At 64.9% G+C, this 16,016-nt stretch carries 19 protein-coding genes and 1 pseudogene; 11 read left to right on the top strand and 9 right to left on the bottom strand.

Annotated features, from left to right (window positions below; translation table 11 throughout):
• Positions 1–293: pseudogene (locus tag BMY35_RS37070) on the bottom strand (transglutaminase family protein); the annotation flags it as partial.
• 217 nt (positions 294–510) lie between these two features.
• Complete coding sequence (locus tag BMY35_RS38205) at positions 511–771, bottom strand: hypothetical protein (protein WP_143094003.1); 261 nt, start codon at positions 769–771, stop codon at positions 511–513.
• Positions 772–797: 26 nt separating this feature from the next.
• Here BMY35_RS38205 and BMY35_RS37075 point away from each other — a divergent pair, with 26 nt between their 5' ends.
• Positions 798–1,052: a hypothetical protein gene (locus BMY35_RS37075; RefSeq protein ID WP_093210036.1), complete on the top strand. Its 255-nt coding sequence runs from the start codon at positions 798–800 to the stop codon at positions 1,050–1,052.
• A gap of 95 nt (positions 1,053–1,147) precedes the next feature.
• Here the strand turns inward: BMY35_RS37075 and BMY35_RS37080 are convergent, their stop codons facing one another.
• Positions 1,148–2,104 (bottom strand): LysR family transcriptional regulator, encoded by a 957-nt coding sequence (locus BMY35_RS37080; protein ID WP_093210038.1) that lies wholly within the window; start codon positions 2,102–2,104, stop codon positions 1,148–1,150.
• 102 nt (positions 2,105–2,206) lie between these two features.
• On the opposite strand from BMY35_RS37080, the gene BMY35_RS37085 reads away from it, so the two are divergent.
• The 8 genes from BMY35_RS37085 (at position 2,207) to BMY35_RS37120 (ending at position 10,702) form a co-directional block, all read left to right on the top strand.
• On the top strand, positions 2,207–3,136 hold the full coding sequence (locus BMY35_RS37085; protein ID WP_093210039.1) for a ketopantoate reductase family protein: 930 nt from the start codon (positions 2,207–2,209) through the stop codon (positions 3,134–3,136).
• On the top strand, positions 3,133–3,525 hold the full coding sequence (locus BMY35_RS37090; RefSeq protein WP_093210041.1) for a VOC family protein: 393 nt from the start codon (positions 3,133–3,135) through the stop codon (positions 3,523–3,525). Before BMY35_RS37085 ends, BMY35_RS37090 begins: the two co-directional genes overlap by 4 nt.
• A 26-nt stretch (positions 3,526–3,551) precedes the next feature.
• Complete coding sequence (locus tag BMY35_RS37095; protein WP_093210042.1) at positions 3,552–4,013, top strand: MaoC family dehydratase; 462 nt, start codon at positions 3,552–3,554, stop codon at positions 4,011–4,013.
• Positions 4,010–5,239 (top strand): CaiB/BaiF CoA transferase family protein, encoded by a 1,230-nt coding sequence (locus tag BMY35_RS37100; RefSeq protein ID WP_093210044.1) that lies wholly within the window; start codon positions 4,010–4,012, stop codon positions 5,237–5,239. The genes BMY35_RS37095 and BMY35_RS37100 overlap by 4 nt, the downstream gene beginning before the upstream one ends.
• 13 nt (positions 5,240–5,252) lie before the next feature.
• A complete protein-coding gene (gene aroE / locus BMY35_RS37105; protein ID WP_093210045.1) occupies positions 5,253–6,074 on the top strand; it encodes a shikimate dehydrogenase in 822 nt (273 codons plus the stop codon).
• A 25-nt stretch (positions 6,075–6,099) separates the two neighbouring features.
• Positions 6,100–6,543, top strand: coding sequence for a type II 3-dehydroquinate dehydratase (gene aroQ, locus BMY35_RS37110; RefSeq protein WP_093210047.1), 444 nt, complete (start codon positions 6,100–6,102; stop codon positions 6,541–6,543).
• Between the two features lie 552 nt (positions 6,544–7,095).
• The gene (locus tag BMY35_RS37115) at positions 7,096–9,309 is read left to right on the top strand and encodes a LamG-like jellyroll fold domain-containing protein (RefSeq protein ID WP_093210049.1); all 2,214 of its coding nucleotides are present in this window, start codon (positions 7,096–7,098) and stop codon (positions 9,307–9,309) included.
• Between the two features lie 109 nt (positions 9,310–9,418).
• Positions 9,419–10,702 (top strand): hypothetical protein, encoded by a 1,284-nt coding sequence (locus BMY35_RS37120; protein ID WP_240652203.1) that lies wholly within the window; start codon positions 9,419–9,421, stop codon positions 10,700–10,702.
• Positions 10,703–10,817: 115 nt separating this feature from the next.
• On the opposite strand, the gene BMY35_RS37125 is transcribed toward BMY35_RS37120, so the two are convergent.
• From BMY35_RS37125 to BMY35_RS37135, 5 genes are all read right to left on the bottom strand, one after another.
• Complete coding sequence (locus tag BMY35_RS37125; protein ID WP_093210052.1) at positions 10,818–11,138, bottom strand: antibiotic biosynthesis monooxygenase family protein; 321 nt, start codon at positions 11,136–11,138, stop codon at positions 10,818–10,820.
• An 18-nt stretch (positions 11,139–11,156) separates the two neighbouring features.
• Complete coding sequence (locus BMY35_RS37130; RefSeq protein ID WP_093210054.1) at positions 11,157–12,029, bottom strand: alpha/beta fold hydrolase; 873 nt, start codon at positions 12,027–12,029, stop codon at positions 11,157–11,159.
• A gap of 295 nt (positions 12,030–12,324) precedes the next feature.
• The gene (locus BMY35_RS39010; RefSeq protein ID WP_256230707.1) at positions 12,325–12,456 is read right to left on the bottom strand and encodes a hypothetical protein; all 132 of its coding nucleotides are present in this window, start codon (positions 12,454–12,456) and stop codon (positions 12,325–12,327) included.
• A gap of 230 nt (positions 12,457–12,686) precedes the next feature.
• On the bottom strand, positions 12,687–12,818 hold the full coding sequence (locus BMY35_RS39015) for a hypothetical protein (protein ID WP_256230713.1): 132 nt from the start codon (positions 12,816–12,818) through the stop codon (positions 12,687–12,689).
• 59 nt (positions 12,819–12,877) lie between these two features.
• Complete coding sequence (locus tag BMY35_RS37135) at positions 12,878–13,774, bottom strand: oxidoreductase (RefSeq protein WP_093210055.1); 897 nt, start codon at positions 13,772–13,774, stop codon at positions 12,878–12,880.
• A gap of 83 nt (positions 13,775–13,857) precedes the next feature.
• On the opposite strand from BMY35_RS37135, the gene BMY35_RS37140 reads away from it, so the two are divergent.
• Together BMY35_RS37140 and BMY35_RS37145 are read left to right on the top strand one after the other, a co-directional pair.
• Entirely contained in the window at positions 13,858–14,742 is an 885-nt protein-coding gene (locus tag BMY35_RS37140) for a MurR/RpiR family transcriptional regulator (RefSeq protein ID WP_093210057.1), read from the top strand.
• A complete protein-coding gene (locus BMY35_RS37145; RefSeq protein WP_093210058.1) occupies positions 14,742–15,602 on the top strand; it encodes a DMT family transporter in 861 nt (286 codons plus the stop codon). Before BMY35_RS37140 ends, BMY35_RS37145 begins: the two co-directional genes overlap by 1 nt.
• A 309-nt stretch (positions 15,603–15,911) precedes the next feature.
• On the opposite strand, the gene BMY35_RS39020 is transcribed toward BMY35_RS37145, so the two are convergent.
• Positions 15,912–16,016, bottom strand: a 105-nt coding sequence (locus BMY35_RS39020) for an acyl-CoA dehydrogenase C-terminal domain-containing protein (protein ID WP_256230711.1), incomplete at its 5' end; no start/stop codon positions are given.

The raw sequence follows: 16,016 nt of genomic DNA on the forward strand, positions 1-16,016 counted from the left end.
GGCAGGTACTCCACGGGCGTCTGCGGCGCCGAGGGCACAACGATGTCCGGCGAGCCGTTGTCATGAACCACGGTATCCGTACTCAGCACGAAGCGACCCGCTGGGGCGACCAGGCGTGTGCACCAGTTCCCGAACAGATCGCGGTAGGCCGTGGTGGGCACGGCCGGATTCGTGAGCAGGTGGTCCGGGTGCAGGAGATCCGATGCTCGCGAATAGTGGATGCTGAGGGTCAGAATCATCGGCGTCGGGCGAGGAAACTGATAGGCGATTTCGAAGCCGAGCTGAATGTTCATGGACCCATCATGCGCCTTGATCTGTGTCTTCACTAGGAATAAGTGGTTCACGAGTCTCAGCTCGCCGCCCCACGCGATGACAAACGCCCCTTACCGCTGCGCCAACGTCGCCTCCTAGAATGTTAATTTCCATCTCGAAGTGCCCCATCTTTCCGTGAGGCGTTGATCCGCATGCAGAGCTCAACCTGCCTGATGGACAATGCTTCGCAAGGGCATTTCAATGGGGCCACGCTCGATGGAGGTGTGGGTCGATCGAGCGCGGAAATCCACAGTCCAGTGCGGCTTCCTGCGTGGCGCATTGCGTCAAGACCAGCACGCATCGTGTACGGCGCCTTTGGCGCAATTCGGCCTTCCCGGAGAACGCGCCGTCGGGCAACTGCTTCAGTTCCAGCAGGCATGTCCACCCTTCAGGCAAATCGATAGCCTTCAATTCGGTGCTCATGGCATAAAAGAGTAGTTCTTCCACAACGACGATCAAGATCCGCCCTCGACAGCCCTAGGGAAATGACAACGCTCTACCTCGCGATGACCGAGAAGCTCTCCATGCACTGGAGAGCTCACGACAACGTCTATCCGCAGAAGTTCGTGCTACCGCCGGTGCTGCGCGACGAATACCTCGAATGCTTGAGCTGGATGACAAGCAACCGAGGCAGGACGGTCCAGATGCCCGAGAAGCACATGGGCGTGCGCATCGAGATCGACGAGAGTTCACCAGGTGTCATGGTGGCTGCGGACGGCACCGAAGTCTCGCTGCGCTGAGGACACGCGCCTCGGTTACTCCTGCCCTTGGGCCCATCCATCCAGCTCCATGCTGCCTCACTGTACCGAGCACCTCTGGCACAACCTTCGTGCAACTAGCTCCGTGGCTTGGCCTTCAAGGGCTTGGGCGCAAACAACTCCTCGCACACCGTGCGCAACCAGCGACTGGCTGGGTCTTGGTGGTATCGGACGTGCCAGTGCTGTTTGACGGTGAACGGCGGCACTCGCACCGGACAATCGTGAACCTTCAAGGTGCTCCCACCTGAGCTGGCGAGGGTTTCGCCGATATGACGCGGCACGGTCGCGATCAGGTCGGTTGTGGATACAACGGCCGCAAGGCCAAGAAACCCCGGCAGCTCCAACAGGACGCGCCGCTCGACTTTTTGCCGCTGCAGTGCGGCTTCCAGCAACTGAGCGCCGGTGCCCCCGACGATGCCGACATGGGCCTCGACCTTGTATTCGCGCAGGCCCAATCCCTTGAGGCCGATGCGAGGGTGGCGTGCATTGACGAGGCACACCCAGTCCTGTGGATAAAGAACCTGCTGGTAGAAGCCCGATTCGAGCTGGGGCACCAGGCCGATCGCGAGATCCGCCTCGCCGGATTCCAGCGCCTGGGCCGTTTGCTCGTCGATGCGCGCGGCCTCCAGGCGAACGCCGGGCGCGACCGCGCGCACATGCGCCAGCAAGCGCGGCAGCAGGGTGATGTGGCTGGCATCCGTCATGCAGATCCGAAAGCGCCGCGTGGCGACCGACGGGGCGAAGGCTTCGGCGGGCGCGGCCACGCGACGCAGCGCGGCCAGGGCTTCTCGCACCGGCACGATCAGCTCCTGTGCGCGCGGCGTGGGCTGCATGCCGGTGGTGGTGCGCACGAAAAGTTCGTCGCCCAGCTGCCGGCGCAGCCTTCCAAGCCAGTTGCTCACGGTCGGCTGGCTCTGGCCCATCGCCTCCCCGGCCCGCGTTACGCTGTTCGTGCTGTAGAGCAGGTCGAACAGGCGCAGCAGCTTGCTGCTGAGAAGGGACGCGTCGCCTTCGATGTCGTCGTCATTGTCCAAGCGGCATCTCCATTTCAAAATGAAATGTAGATCATTGCAGCCATGCCATGGGCAGCATGATCGCCGGAACCTATCGTCGGGTCATTCCGAACGAAGGCTCACATGAAGATCTACTTTCTCGGTGCCGGGGCATTGGGTTGCGCCATCGGCGGGACCCTTGCCGCAGCGGGGTCCGATGTCACATTGATCGACCCCTTCCAGGCCCACGTCGACGCGATCAACCGCGACGGCCTGCGCATGAGGGTTGGTGATTCGGAGCGCGTCGTCCGGGTCCGCGCCGCGCTCGACTGCGCGAAGCTGGAGCCTCCGGACCTCCTCATCGTGCTGGTCAAGTCCTTCCATACGCGAGCAGCCATCGAAGGCGCGCGAGACATCGCGGGCCCCCACACAGCCGTGATGTCGCTGCAGAACGGCATGGGCCATGAAGAAATCCTCTCGGAGGTGGTGGGCGCAGGGCATGTCCTCGCCGGCAAGACCTACGTCGGCGGCGTGATGCTCGGCCCTGGCCATGTCATTGCCGGCACGCAGGGCAAGCGCACCGTGATCGGCGAGATCGACGGCCGTATCAGCGAGCGCGCCAAGGCGATCGCCGCCGAGTTCGAGCGCGCCGAGCTGCCTTGTGAGGTCAGCGACAACATCCTCGGCGCGATGTGGGACAAGCTTCTGATCAACGTCGCAACCGGCGCGCTCAGCGGCATCACCGGCCAAGTCTACGGCAGTCTCTATACGGTACCGGAGATTGAAGTCACGGCCATCGCCGCGGTGACCGAGGCCATGACCGTTGCAGAGGCCGGCGGCGTGAAGCTGTCGATCAAGGCGCCGCGCGACGCCTGGCTGATGGCTGCGCAGGGGCTGCCCTACGCATTCAAGACCTCGATGCTGCAGAGCCTGGAAAAAGGCTCGATCACCGAGATTGACTTCATCAACGGCGCGGTCGTGCGCATCGGCCGGAAATACAACATACCGACACCGGTCAACCAGACGCTGGTCGCCGCGATCAAGGGCATCGAGCGCCGCATGGAGGCGAGATGACCTCACAGGTCACGCCTAAAGCCTATGTCGAGCATGTCGCCATCTGGGTGCGCGACATCCATTGGCACATCAAGTTCTTCCACGATGTGTGCGGCATGACGATGCGGGAAGTGCAGGGCACCGTCGAAGAGCCGATCCAGTACTGGACGCTCGGGGGCATGCAGTTCATGGCCAAGCCCGATTACGCCGGCCCCGAAGGGCGGCTGGGCCACCTGGGCGTGATGTGCGAAGACCTCGAGGCCGCACTGGCCGCCGCAAAGGCCTTCGGCGTCACGGAGATGCCGCAGGGCCGCAACTGGCTGCGCCTGTCCGATGGCCTGGCCGTCGAATTCATCCAGGCCAGCCCCGGGGCCGTTGCCAAGGCGCTGGCGATCGATCCCCGCGCCTGAGCCCTGCTCGAACCGGAGACCCACACATGAACACACTCACCATCGAAGACAAGTACTGGGACGACGCCGTCGTCGGCGAGGAATGCATCAGCCCGTCGTACGAAGTGACGGAAGCCCGCGTGATGGCCTACGCCGATCTCACGGGCGACCACACGCCCGTGCATACCGACGAGGCCTACGCCCGCACCACGCCTTTCGGCACCCGCGTGGCCCACGGCCTCTTCGGCCTTTCGATCGCCGACGGCCTGAAGACCAGGAGCGACATGCGCTTCGTGCCCGGCATGTCGCTGGGCTGGGAATGGAGCTTCGTCGTGCCCATCAAGCTCGGCGACACGGTGCGGGTGAGATTCCGCGTCGAGTCCAAGCGCGAATCGAAGAGCAAGCCCGGCTGGGGCATCCTGGTGCTGCCGTCCGAGCTGATCAACCAGCGCGACGAAGTCGTGCAGAAGGGCGAGCATCGCGTGATGGTGCCCAGGAGGCCGGCATGAACGCGGCGGCACGGCAGGCATTGCCGCTGGCGGGAATCCGCGTCATCGACTACAGCCACTTCCTCGCCGGGCCCTATGTGGGCCGGTGCCTGGCCGCGCTGGGCGCCGAAGTCATCAAGGTGGAGCGCCCCGGCTCCGGCGATGCGGGGCGTCAGCACGCCTGGTTCGTCGGCGACCACAGCGGCTACTTCCTGCAGCAGAACATGGGCAAGAAGGGCCTGTCGGTCAACACCAAGGACCCGCGCGGCCGTGCCCTGATGAAGAAGCTGGTCGACAGCGCCGATGTGTTCGTCGAGAACTATCGCCCCGGTGCGTTGGACAAGCTGGGCCTGGGCTATGCGGAGCTGGCCGAGACCAATCCAGGCCTCGTCTACTGCTCGATCTCCGCGTACGGCCATACGGGGCCGGACTCGCACCGCGCCGGCTTCGGTCTCATTGCCGAGGCCAAGAGCGGCATCATGCAGATGGTCGGCAATCCCGGCGAGGCGCCGCCGCTGCTGCGCATCTCGCTCGGCGACATGTACACCGGCATCCACGCCGTGGCGGCGATCAACGCCGCGCTGCTGGGCCGCGTGAGGTCGGGCCGCGGGCAGCACATCGACATGGCGCTGTACGACACGCTGGTGTCGATGCACGAATACGCGGTGCAGTGCTACACGCTGTCGGGCGGCAAGGAAGTGCCGGTGCAGACCGGCCACGACATGCCCAATTCGACCCTGTACGGCGTGTTCCGTGCACAGGACGGCGACCTGGTCATCGCCGCGCAGGTCGACGATGCATGGAAACGCTTCGCCGCCCTGGTCGAGCGCAACGGCGGACCCGCCGGCTTCGGAGGCGACACGCGCCTGCACGATGCGGCCGGGCGCAACGCGAGACGCCTGGAAATCCTCGAGGTGGTCCGCCCGTGGGTGGCGCAGCGCCCCGTGGCCGAGATCCTGGGGATGCTCGACGGCATCGACGTGCCCTGCGCCAAGGTGCAGCGCATCGACGAAGTGCTGGCCGACCCGCAGATCCAGGCGCGCGGCATGGTGGTGGAGCAGGAGCACCCGGTGCTGGGCAAGATCCGCCTGCCCAACCTGCCTTTCCGCATGTCGAGCTGCGACACCTCGATCACGCAGGTGGCGCCCGAGCTCGGCGAGCACAACGCCGAGATCGCCGCGAGCCTGGGCTACGACGCCGCCCAGATCGCCGAGATGCAGGCCGACGGCGTTCTCTACAGCGCATGAGGAGGAGGGCCGCATGAGCGATCGCTACGCCGTCATCGGCAATCCCATCGGCCACACCAAGTCGCCGCTGATCCACCGCAGCTTTGCGAAGGCGACTGGCCAGGACATCGAATACGGCGCCATCGAAGGCTCGCTCGAGCGCTTCTCGGACGACGTGCACGCGTTTCGCAAGGCGGGCGGGCTGGGCCTGAACGTGACGGCGCCGTTCAAGCTGCAGGCGCTGGCCCTGGCGACCGAGCGGCTGGAACGTGCCGAGTTGGCCGGTGCCACCAATGCGCTCAAGTTCGAGGGCGACCGCATCATTGCCGACAACTTTGACGGCGTGGGGTTGACCAGGGACATTCAGAGCAACCTGGGTTTCTCGCTGAAGGGCGCGCGCATGCTGGTCCTCGGCTCGGGCGGTGCGGTGCGCGGAGCCCTGTTGCCCTTTCTGGCACAGCAGCCGGCAGAACTGGTGCTCGCGAACCGCACCTTGTCGAAGGCGGACGATCTGGCTGCGCAGTTCGCGGTGCATGGCCCCCTGCGCGCCTGCGCCTACGCAGACCTGGCCGGGGAGCGATTCGACATCGTGATCAACGGCACCTCGGCCAGCCTGAAGGCCGAACTGCCGCCGGTGCCGGCGGAGGCCCTCCAGAACGCGACGCTCGCCTATGAACTGGCCTACGGCAAGGGCCTGACGCCCTTCTTGCGCCTGGCGCAGAACGCCGGCGTGCCCAAGCTTGCCGACGGCGTGGGCATGCTGGTCGAGCAGGCGGCGGAAGCCTTCCTGTGGTGGCGCGGCGTGAGGCCCGACACCCGTGCGGTCATCGAGCGCATGACCATCCCGCTGGCTTGAGGCCGCGACAAGAAGGAAAGATCCCATGAAGATCCTCATGCTCCACGGCATCAACCACAACATGTTCGGCAAGCGCGATCCGAAGCAGTACGGCACCACGACGCTCGCCGAGATCAACGCGAAGCTGCAGGCGCTGGGCATGGAACTCGACGCGGAGGTCGAGTGCTTCCAGACCAATAGCGAAAGCGCCATGTGCGAGCGCATCCATCAGGGTTTCGCGGATGGCGTCGACGCGGTCCTGATCAACGCCGGCGCATGGACGCACTACAGCTACGGCATCCGGGATGCGCTGGCGATCCTCACGGTACCAGTGATCGAACTGCACATGTCCAACATCCACGCGCGCGAGGAGTTCCGGCATCACTCGGTGTTCGCGGACCTCGTGAAGGGCCAGATCTGCGGCTTCGGGCTGGACAGCTACCTGCTCGCCTTGCGTGCTGCCGTGTCGGCAGTACGGGGTGCTGGCTAGCGAGACGTCCATGCCGCTTGCGAAACATGAGGCGGGCGGTTGCGAAGAACCGGGGTCGGCAGTGACCCGGGCGGGCAAGAAGACGCGGTGTCTCTGATCGCTGCATGCCCATCTTTCGATGTCATGGCGAGCGTCGTCGCTGCAACGCCGATCGCAAGAAGACGATGCCGTGGCCAGCGAAAGCATCGGCATCGCCGCGCCGTGGAGATGGCATCAACGAAAGCAAGTTGCAGTGCTTTCGGTCATTTGAAAAATGAAATTCAGTCGCTCATTTTTAGAGGCAATTCAACGCTCGTTGTCGCCTCAGTACAGGTCACACTCATGAGTCCTGCCCTGTCGTGCAGCCCGAATCCGTGGAGGCATGGCACAGGGCCGTGACATTCAATGTCGTGTCGCCGGCGTCTCATGTGACAACGAATGTCACTTCTTGCCACTGCGTGTCCCTCGCAACGTGCGCAATGCATCCATCGGTTTTACCGATTTCATTTCATCGAACCATCGAAGCGAATGGCACGCAGCTTGCGGAATCATTTATTTACAAATTTGCGATAAATGACACATTCATCGAACGACGACAAGAATGCAGCTCTGCTGGATCGCCGCACCTTCTTCATCGGCACCGCGAGCGCATTGGCCCTTGGCACGACGGCTTGCGGTGGTGGTAGCGGCGGAGGCTTTTCGCCGATAGGGGGATCCACCGCGCAGCAGACACCGGGTGCCACGCCTGATGCTGCCGCCGGTGTCGATACGCCCGCCACCCCGGCGCCCGAGCCGACCGCTCCCGAGCCTGAAGTACGCAAGATCACGCACCCCGGCCTGCTCGTCACCGAGGCCGACCTGCAGCGCATCCGGGACAAGTTGGCCGCCAATGCGGAGCCCTGGGTGGGCGGCTTGAACATGATGCTCAAGACGAACAACACCAACCTCGATGCGAAGCCGCGCCCCCTGGCGTTGGTAACGCGAGGCGTCGATGGCGAGAACTACTGGCAGATGGTCGGCGACATGGTGCGCGCCCTTCACCTCGCATTGCGCTGGAAGATCTCCAACGACGAGAGCTATGCGAAGAAGGCGGTGGAGTTCCTCAACGCGTGGTCGTCGACCTTGACCGAGCTGGGCGGCAACTCCAACGTCTTCCTCGCCTCGGGCCTCTACGGCAACCAGTGGGCCAACGCCGCGGAACTGATGCGGACCTACTCCGGCTGGGCGAAGGAAGACGTCGCGCGCTTCCAGACCATGCTGTTGAACGTGTTCTATCCGAAGGCCCACGACTTCCTGGTCAACCACAACGGCACGGAGACCAGAAAGGTCACCCACTACTGGGCCAACTGGGACCTGGCCAACATTTGCGCCGTCTACGCGATCGGCGTGTTCTGCGACCGGCCCGACCTGGTCGCCGAAGCGAGCAACTATTACAAGAGCGGCCGCGGCTGCGGCGCGAGTGCCAACAACGTCTACTACGTGCATCCCGGTTACCTGGGGCAGTGGCAGGAGAGCCATCGCGACCAGGGCCACTCGACCCTCGGCATCTCGCTGGCGGGGATGCTGTGCCAGATGGCCTGGAACCAGGGCGAGGACCTCTTCGGCTACTGGAACAACCGGCTGCTGGCCGGTGCAGAGTACGTGGCCAAGACGAACCTCGCGGATGCCAACGGCAACGCGCTGTACACGATGCCGTTCGCTCCTTACGAGGGTGTCCATGGAGCGGGGACCGCTGCCGCGGGCACGAACAGCCTGCGACCCAACTGGGACCTCATCTACAGCCACTATGTGAGCCGCAAGGGACTCTCGGCCCCCTGGACCAAGGCGATGCTCGACAAGATCCGGCCCGAGCGCGTCGATGGCGGCGACCAGCCCGGCATCGGCACGCTGCTCTATGCGCGCGATCCGGTTCCCGCCGCCAGGCCCAGCGGTCTGAGCGCATTCCTGAACGAGGGAAAGGTGCAGCTGTCGTGGTGGGGCACCGCAGGCGCTTCCCAGTACCTCGTGCAGCGGGCAGCTTCGCTGAACGGTCCGTTCACGACCCTCGCGCCGGTCACCGAACCGCGCACCTACACCGACGACCCCGACCAGGGCACCTGGTACTACCGGATCGATGCGGTGACCGACGCCGGGGAGATGACCGGCGCAGATACCCTGCGCGTGGCAGTCCCGGGCGAGCTGTGGCTGCACCTGCCGCTCAACGGCGATGCCAACGACGCCAGCGGCCGCGGCCTGCATGCGCAATTGACGGGCGGCACGAGTTGGGGTGAAGGACGCAATGGCGGAAGCGCCGTGCAGCTTGATGGCCGCAGCGGTCACGTCCAGTTGCCAGACGGGGCTGTGTCGGCCTTGGGCGATTTCACTATCGCTGTGTGGGTCTATTGGGATACCGCGTCGGTCATCGCGCGCGTTTTCGACTTCGGTTCCAACGACGTGGCCTACATGATCCTGATCCTTCGCGACGGCAACAAACAGCTGCGTTTCTCAGGTTCTCGCAATCAGTTCTGGAAGGAAGAGTCGGTGGCCGGCGGAGAGACACCCACCGGGCGCTGGGTGCACCTGGCGGTCACGCTCTCGGGCACCGTGGGCACGCTCTACATGGACGGCGCGCAGGTGGCCACCGCGGACGGCATTTGGATCAATCCTTTCCAGCTGGGCAACACCACCCGGACCTGGCTGGGCCGCTCCCAGTACGGCGGCGATCCGTACTTCAAGGGGCGCATGCAGGACTTCCGCATCTACAGCGGTGCGAAGGACGCGGCCTTCATCGCGGACCTCGCACGCTGAGTGCCATCGGGGCATCAGCGCTGTCCGGACCACCCTGAACCCGAACCGGCGCGCGCATGCACAGGCGCGCCGGTGTTTGTTTGACTTCGACCTCTCTCGGACCTCTCTCATGGACATTCTTTCTCGGCGATGCGTTTCCGCGCTGATGGCCTCTTTGCTGCTCTTCGGTTGTGGCGGAGGAGGTGGCGGCGGCGGAGGTACCGGCATTCCGCTGGTTGGCAACCCGACGGGCCAGGCCGGCACCGGCGGTCAATTCGATGCTGGCCAGAACAACGGCGACCAAACGGCCGGCAACACCTCCGGTAGCGGGACCCAGGGCGGAACCGGTGGCAGCGCGCCTGTGCCGGCCACCGTCGCCATGGCCAACAAGCTTGGCAAACCCTCGCGTGTGCTGGTCGGGCTGGGCGCGACCTCCATCGACGACATGAAGAGCCAGGACATCCATCCCGACATCGTCGAGCGCTATCTGGTGGGTGTCGGCCCGGGGTCCTGGCCTACGTGGAACAGCCCCGATGGGGCCTATGTCACCTTCACCGCGCAGGCTGCCGACGCCTATGGTGCAGTTCCCATGTTCACGCTCTACCAGATGACCGCGAACGGCGAGGGCAATCTCAGCGGCATCAGCGATGCGACCTTCATGAGCAAGTACTGGGGGCAGGTCCGGCTGATGTACCAGCGCATCGCGGAGCTGGACAAGCCTGCCCTGGTTAATGTGGAGCCGGACTTCTGGGGCTTCGCCGCGTCGCAGGCGCCTGGCCGCGATCTGACGAAGATGGCCGCCGCAGTGAGCGGCCAGCCCGAATGCGCCACGCTGCCCGACACCGTCGCGGGCCTTGGCCAGTGCTTCGTGCAGATGGGCCGCAAGGTCGCGCCGAAGGCGCTGATCGGGTTTCCGCCCGCCTTCTGGAACGGCACGCCCGTCGAAGTCGCCGCGATGATGCGTGCTGCCGGCGCGAACCAGGCAGACTTCATCGTCGCCCAGACCAGCGACCGCGATGCGGGCTGCCGCGAAGCTGCATCGCCCCCCCCGGAGTGCCAGAACGGAAGCGCCCCGTTCTACTGGGACGCAAGCAACAAGACCAGTCCGAACTTCCACGACAACCAGAAGCAGTATTCGGACTACCGCACGGCGCTCGGCAACGGCCTTCCGATCCTGTGGTGGCAGACGCCGATGGGCGTGCCCTCCGACACGCCCGGCGGCACCGACCAGCACTACCGCGACAACCACGTCGACTACATGCTGACCAACACCCAGGAGTACGGCGACATGCACACCATCGGGATCGTTTTCAGCGCGGGAGCGGGCAGCCAGACCTCGATCAGCACGGACGGAGGCCAGTTCGCGCGCCTCTCGGCGCAGTACCTCGCGCGAGGCGGCGCCGCGTTGAAGTAGCGGTCATGTGCCTTCGCTACCGCGCGGACGCCCCCCATCGACGGGGATGACCGCGCCGGTCATATAGCTGGAAGACGCCGCGCAAGTACGCCTGCCGATGGATCGAGTGGCCCGCTCAGTTTTTCCGATCCAGCACGATGCGATGGATCTGGATCTTCTCGGGCAGCTCGATCAAGAGCTCCTTGTCCCGCGGCAGGTGGTGAACCGCCTGCGGGTCGCCTTTCGTGAACGCGGTCATCGAATCCATGTCCGCCCAATAGGAGATTGTCGTGAACCAGGTTTCGTCTTCCCGGTCCTCCCGCAGGAGCTGGACGCCGAGCGCTGTCTTTTCCAAGGGCGGCACGCCTTCGGCCAGGTTGTAGGCTTCGTATTCGTCGGCGACCTCCGGCCGCGTGCGGCCTCGCCATATGCGTGCGATGGTGGGCTTGGTGGTCATGATGGTTTGGGTTCTCCGTCAACGCAGGGTTCGGGAAAGGAAGTCCTGCACCAGGGCAAGCGCTTCTTCGAAGTGCGTCTCCAGCAGCCAGTGGCCGGCATCCGGGAGGATGTGGAGTTCCGCACCGGGCAGGTCGCGCAGGTAGGCTTGTGCCGCCGCTCGCGGCATGTAGCCGTCCTGCGGGCCCCATACGATCAGCGTCGGGGGCCGGTGCTCGCGAAGGTAGGCCTGGTACCGGGGGAACCAGCCGAGATTGGCCTCCAGCCCCTCCATCAAGCCGACCGCAATGCGGGTCCGCGCCGGCGTGTTCATCAGCGGCCAGTGCAGCTTCCAGAGATCGGGCGGGATGCGGGCCGCCACCTCTTCGGATACCTCGCCCACGAACTCGTCCCGGAATCCTTTCTCACTCACTGCCTCGACCAGCGGCTTGTGCGTGTCAGGTGTTTTCTCGGCCCAGTAGGCCTTGATGTTCTTGTATTTTGGCCCGAGCGCATCTTCATAGATATCGCCGTTCTGGATGATGAGCGCGGAAATCGCCTCGGGTCGCTGGATCGCATGACGCAGGCCGATCTGCGAACCGTAGTCATGGAGCCATAGCGCGTAGCGCTTCAATCCGAAGCTGTCGACAACCCCCGCAAGGATCGACGCATAGGCATCGAAGTCGTAGCCGAACTCGGACGGCTCCGGGGTATCGCTCAAGCCGAAGCCCGGCCAGTCGACGGCGATGGTGCGCCAACGGTAGGCGAGCGCCGGCATCAGTCGGCGAAACTGGAACGACGAACAGGGATAGCCGTGCGGCAGAAGGAGTACGGGCGCATCTCGCGGCCCGGCTTCCCGAACGAAGAGGTCGATGCCGGCGATGGTCCGTATCCGGTGGGTCGTGGCGAGCATGGCGGTGCAGTCTCCTCGCACTGGTTGCTGCTGCTGGTTGCGCGATCCTGCGCATGAGCATCGCTATATCCATGGCACGCCCTGCGTAGGACGACTTTGCATGCCTGTGAAGGAACACCGAGTCCATGGATCGAAGCGGAATCCACTCGCGCATGGTTTTTCTGCACAGCAGTGCCGCGGCGAAGAAGCGCGTCAAGGCCAGCGGGCAGACGCGAAAGACAAGCAGCAGGTCGAACCCAAAGGCGTCATCGATTGACGACTGTCGCTCGCGGCAGGGCGCGCTCACGGAAGCGGTCTACTCATCCGAATAGAACCAGACATTGCGGATAAGCCTATCGCACACTTCATAGAGTGCGATGCCTTCAACCTCCGACTCGCGGATGCCGGTGATCCGTTCGTGATCCACCACCTTGTTACCGACGACCATGCGTTGAAGGGGGGCGGATATTCCGAAGTTGAATTTCAGGCGCTCAATTCCAGAGGCAATTCGATGAGCGTTGCCGCCTCTGTGCGTGTCATCGCGGCGATGCCGTACGCCTCATGGTCAATAGGTGATGCAGATAGATCGATCCTGGCGGCAGGACCAGCCACCAAGCTGGACACTTTCAAAGGTGTCCGGCCTTTTCTCCTTTAGAGAGGGCCATTCGCTGGCGGCCTTCAGCGTACCAGGTCCTGAAAGCGGTAGTAGGCGCCCACGATGGGAAGAAACCACGGCTCGCCGAAATGGCCGGGGATCGCCGGCCAGTCGAAGTCGCGCCATGGATTGAGGTCCGCTCGGCCGCCGCTCAAGTTCGCCCGAGCGCCTCCAGGTGCCTTCTGAGCCCATGGCGATGTCCGTCGGCCGGGAATCAACCAGGGCCGTCGCTCGCAGCCGCGAGGAGCGGCACCAGAACGTCGCTGATGGGTGTGGGAATGCCGTGAGCCCGGCCGCGACGTGAGACCACACCGTTGCGAACGTCCCATTCGAGCGGCCTGCAGGCTTCGCGATCCGTGAGGATGGATGTGCCCATGTCGGCGGGAGACGCCTGGAACTTGTCGAGGATCGCCTGTGGTACTTCGTCGCCAAGTTCGGCGCCCTCGGCACGGGCCACCGCCAGGCACTCCTGCAGATAGCCCAGGGCAAGCCTGGAGATGTCGGGGCGGCCGAACATGCCCGAGCGACGATGCGTGAGCGCCATGAGTCCGGCCGCCGCGTTCTGCAGCAGCTTGCGCCAGGCCAGGGATTCGAAATTGCCTGCCAGCTCGACGAAACAGCGGGTGCCTTGCAGCGCCTCGGCGATCGCGCGGGACTCCGGCGTGTCCGGCAGGCTGAGGCGAGCGTCGCCACGCAGGCGCACTGAGCCGTTGGGCTGCGCCTGCGCAGGAAACCACACGATGGCGGGCACGATCCGCCCCCTTCGGCAATGTGGAGCGACCTTGTCCAACTGCTCGACGCCGTTTTGCAGAACGCACACGACGGTTTCGGGGCCGGTCAACGCACCAAGCCATGCTGCGGCTGCCTCGATCTGTGTCGCCTTGACGGCGAGAAAGACGATATCGACCGGGCGATCGAACTGGGTGGGATCGGTCCGGACCGGACCGGCAATGGTGATGAGGCGATCGCCATCGTGCAGCGCCAGATGATCGCGGGACGTGCGGCCGCACAGCAACGGCGTGCGGTCGATCTCGTGCAGCAGCGCCGCGATCGTGGTGCCGATGGCACCCGGACCCACGATGGCCACGGATGGACTGCTTTCTGGACTCATGCAACGGGACTCCTGCGACTTGTTGCAGAGCACCTGCTCACGCGAGGTTGTCTGCTCTGAATGAGGTGTGTAATATATTCCAAATGAAAGATGAAATTGGTAATGGAGTTTCTTCCGATGAAGGGCGGCTCGGGCAATGGATAGGGAGCATCCAGGCCCGTTGCGGCGATCTGGCCGCCAGCGAAGCGAAGGTCGTGGCTCTGCTGCTCGCTGACCCCTTGTTCGTCGGCGCCAGCACGACCGCGCAGGTTGCCGCTCGTGCCGGCGTTTCGCCACCGAGCGTGGTCCGCGCCGCGCGTGCGATCGGGTTCACCGGGTTCACCGAACTCAAGATCGAGATCGCTCGTGCCCGAGGCACGACCCGGTTCTTCGCGCCTCCCGAAGTGCTTGCTGCGGATGCGACATCGGCCGCGGTGCTCGAAACGTCCATCCGCGCAGGCACCGACGCACTGACCGCGCTCGGCGGGGCCGTTGAACTCCCTGCGCTCGACGAAGCGGTCCGCTCGATCCAGTCGGCGCGACAGGTCATCGCATTCGGTGCCGGCCCGTCGGCGGCAGTCGCCGCCGACGCGGTCTTCCGTCTGCGCGCGGTCGGCGTGACGACCATCGGCATCCCGGACTACTTGTCGGCGATGATCGCGACGCGCCTCCTGGACACCGGCGATGTCGTGATCGCCGTCAGTTCGACCGGACGCACTTCAACCACGCTCGCCATCGCCGATGCAGCGTTGGCCGCCGGGGCCTCGCTCATTGCCATCACCAATCAGTACGGCACACCACTGGCCACCCTCGCGGATACCGCGCTGGTCGTCGGCGGTGCACCACTGCCGGCGCAGATGGCCGCAGCAGGGAGCCGGCTGGCCCAACTCGTCGTGATCGACGCGCTGGTCGCGACGCTCGCCCTGCGCGATCCGGAGCGCAGCCGACGCGCAGAGCGCGCAGGCATCGACCTGCCCGACATCTGCTGATGCACCCCGGCACCGTGGCGCTCGTCCTCGCCGCGGCGGCAGCCCATGCGCTGTGGAACATCGCCTCGAAATACAAGCGCGGAGACACCCTTCTTTTCGTCTGGGCCTATACCTGCGCCTCGGCGCTGCTGTGCGTGCCGATCGGCATGGCCTTCATGGTCACGGGGCAGCAGGCGATCGATTGGCGGCTCGCGGTGGGTTCCGCCGTTTCGGCCGCATTGCACATCGCATACTCCCTGACGTTGCAGGCCGGCTACGACCGCGCGGAGCTGGGCGTGGTCTATTCGGTCGCCCGCGGCACGGGTCCCGTGCTGACGATGCTGTTCGCGGTTCTCCTGTTGGGGGAACGGCTCACCGCGGTCGCGATGCTCGGAGCGTTGCTCATCGTCGCGGGCATCCTCGTCGTTGTCGGCAATCTGTTCAGAAGCGGCAGCGGCCGTCCCGTGCCGGGGATCCTCTGGGGGGGCGCGACAGGTGCCACCATCGCCACATACACCCTCTGGGACAGCTACTCGGTCACCTCGTGGCACTTGGCGCCCGTGAGCTACTACGCAGGCACACTCCTGTTGCAAGGCCTGATCCTGACACCCATCGCGCTGCTGCGGCGGCATCGGATCCCCGGTGTCCTTCGCGCTGACGCCGTGCCGATCCTCATCGTGGCCGTGTTGTCCCCGCTGGCCTACATCCTCGTTCTCACGGCCATGCTGAGTGCGCCGGTGGCTCTGATCGCGCCCCTGCGCGAGTCATCCATCGTCATCGGCGCTTTCCTCGCGTGCTGGCTCTTTCGTGAGGACCATCTCGCACGCCGCATTGCTGGGGGAGTGATCGTGCTGGTGGGAATCGCGGCCATCAGTCTCTGATATTTCGTCGGGCCGGCACTACCGATTCGATCTGCTACGACAAGCCATGTCCGCTCGCCTCCGGCAATGTGAAGCCAAGCGCGGGAACCTCCTGAGGAAAGTCGTGATGCAAAGCGAGCGCACGTCTTGCGTCGGTTGCCTGCGTCGGGCCAGCGGACGTGTCCGATGGCCGGGTGTTCGGTCCGATGTTGTCGTTCGATATGTCGCGCAGGCTTCGCCAGAGGGCGCCAATGCTCAGCGGCCGTTGCCAGTACGGGAGAGCCGCCGGCTTGACGTCGTCGCGCGAGGGGGAGGGCGCTGGTCCTTGCTTCAGAAGGATTCGAGCGCCAGCGCGGTCACGCTCTCCGCGCCGTCGACGATGCTGTCGCGGATGCCCGGCACCTTGTTGAGGATGTGCTCGGCATAGAAGCGCGC

This window comes from Variovorax sp. YR750, from assembly GCF_900109805.1.
In the GTDB taxonomy this organism is placed as follows: domain Bacteria; phylum Pseudomonadota; class Gammaproteobacteria; order Burkholderiales; family Burkholderiaceae_C; genus Variovorax; species Variovorax gossypii.

What these genes read in the sequence shown, in the direction of transcription:
- BMY35_RS37115 (WP_093210049.1), top strand. Translation starts at nt 7,096, where the DNA reads ATGACACATTCATCGAACGACGACAAGAATGCAGCTCTGCTGGATCGC.
- BMY35_RS37135 (WP_093210055.1), bottom strand. Translation starts at nt 13,774, where the DNA reads ATGAGTCCAGAAAGCAGTCCATCCGTGGCCATCGTGGGTCCGGGTGCC.
- aroE (WP_093210045.1), top strand. Translation starts at nt 5,253, where the DNA reads ATGAGCGATCGCTACGCCGTCATCGGCAATCCCATCGGCCACACCAAG.
- BMY35_RS37095 (WP_093210042.1), top strand. Translation starts at nt 3,552, where the DNA reads ATGAACACACTCACCATCGAAGACAAGTACTGGGACGACGCCGTCGTC.
- BMY35_RS37140 (WP_093210057.1), top strand. Translation starts at nt 13,858, where the DNA reads ATGAAAGATGAAATTGGTAATGGAGTTTCTTCCGATGAAGGGCGGCTC.
- BMY35_RS37090 (WP_093210041.1), top strand. Translation starts at nt 3,133, where the DNA reads ATGACCTCACAGGTCACGCCTAAAGCCTATGTCGAGCATGTCGCCATC.
- aroQ (WP_093210047.1), top strand. Translation starts at nt 6,100, where the DNA reads ATGAAGATCCTCATGCTCCACGGCATCAACCACAACATGTTCGGCAAG.
- BMY35_RS37085 (WP_093210039.1), top strand. Translation starts at nt 2,207, where the DNA reads ATGAAGATCTACTTTCTCGGTGCCGGGGCATTGGGTTGCGCCATCGGC.
- BMY35_RS37120 (WP_240652203.1), top strand. Translation starts at nt 9,419, where the DNA reads ATGGACATTCTTTCTCGGCGATGCGTTTCCGCGCTGATGGCCTCTTTG.
- BMY35_RS37145 (WP_093210058.1), top strand. Translation starts at nt 14,742, where the DNA reads ATGCACCCCGGCACCGTGGCGCTCGTCCTCGCCGCGGCGGCAGCCCAT.
- BMY35_RS37075 (WP_093210036.1), top strand. Translation starts at nt 798, where the DNA reads ATGACAACGCTCTACCTCGCGATGACCGAGAAGCTCTCCATGCACTGG.
- BMY35_RS37125 (WP_093210052.1), bottom strand. Translation starts at nt 11,138, where the DNA reads ATGACCACCAAGCCCACCATCGCACGCATATGGCGAGGCCGCACGCGG.
- BMY35_RS37100 (WP_093210044.1), top strand. Translation starts at nt 4,010, where the DNA reads ATGAACGCGGCGGCACGGCAGGCATTGCCGCTGGCGGGAATCCGCGTC.
- BMY35_RS37130 (WP_093210054.1), bottom strand. Translation starts at nt 12,029, where the DNA reads ATGCTCGCCACGACCCACCGGATACGGACCATCGCCGGCATCGACCTC.
- BMY35_RS39010 (WP_256230707.1), bottom strand. Translation starts at nt 12,456, where the DNA reads ATGGTCGTCGGTAACAAGGTGGTGGATCACGAACGGATCACCGGCATC.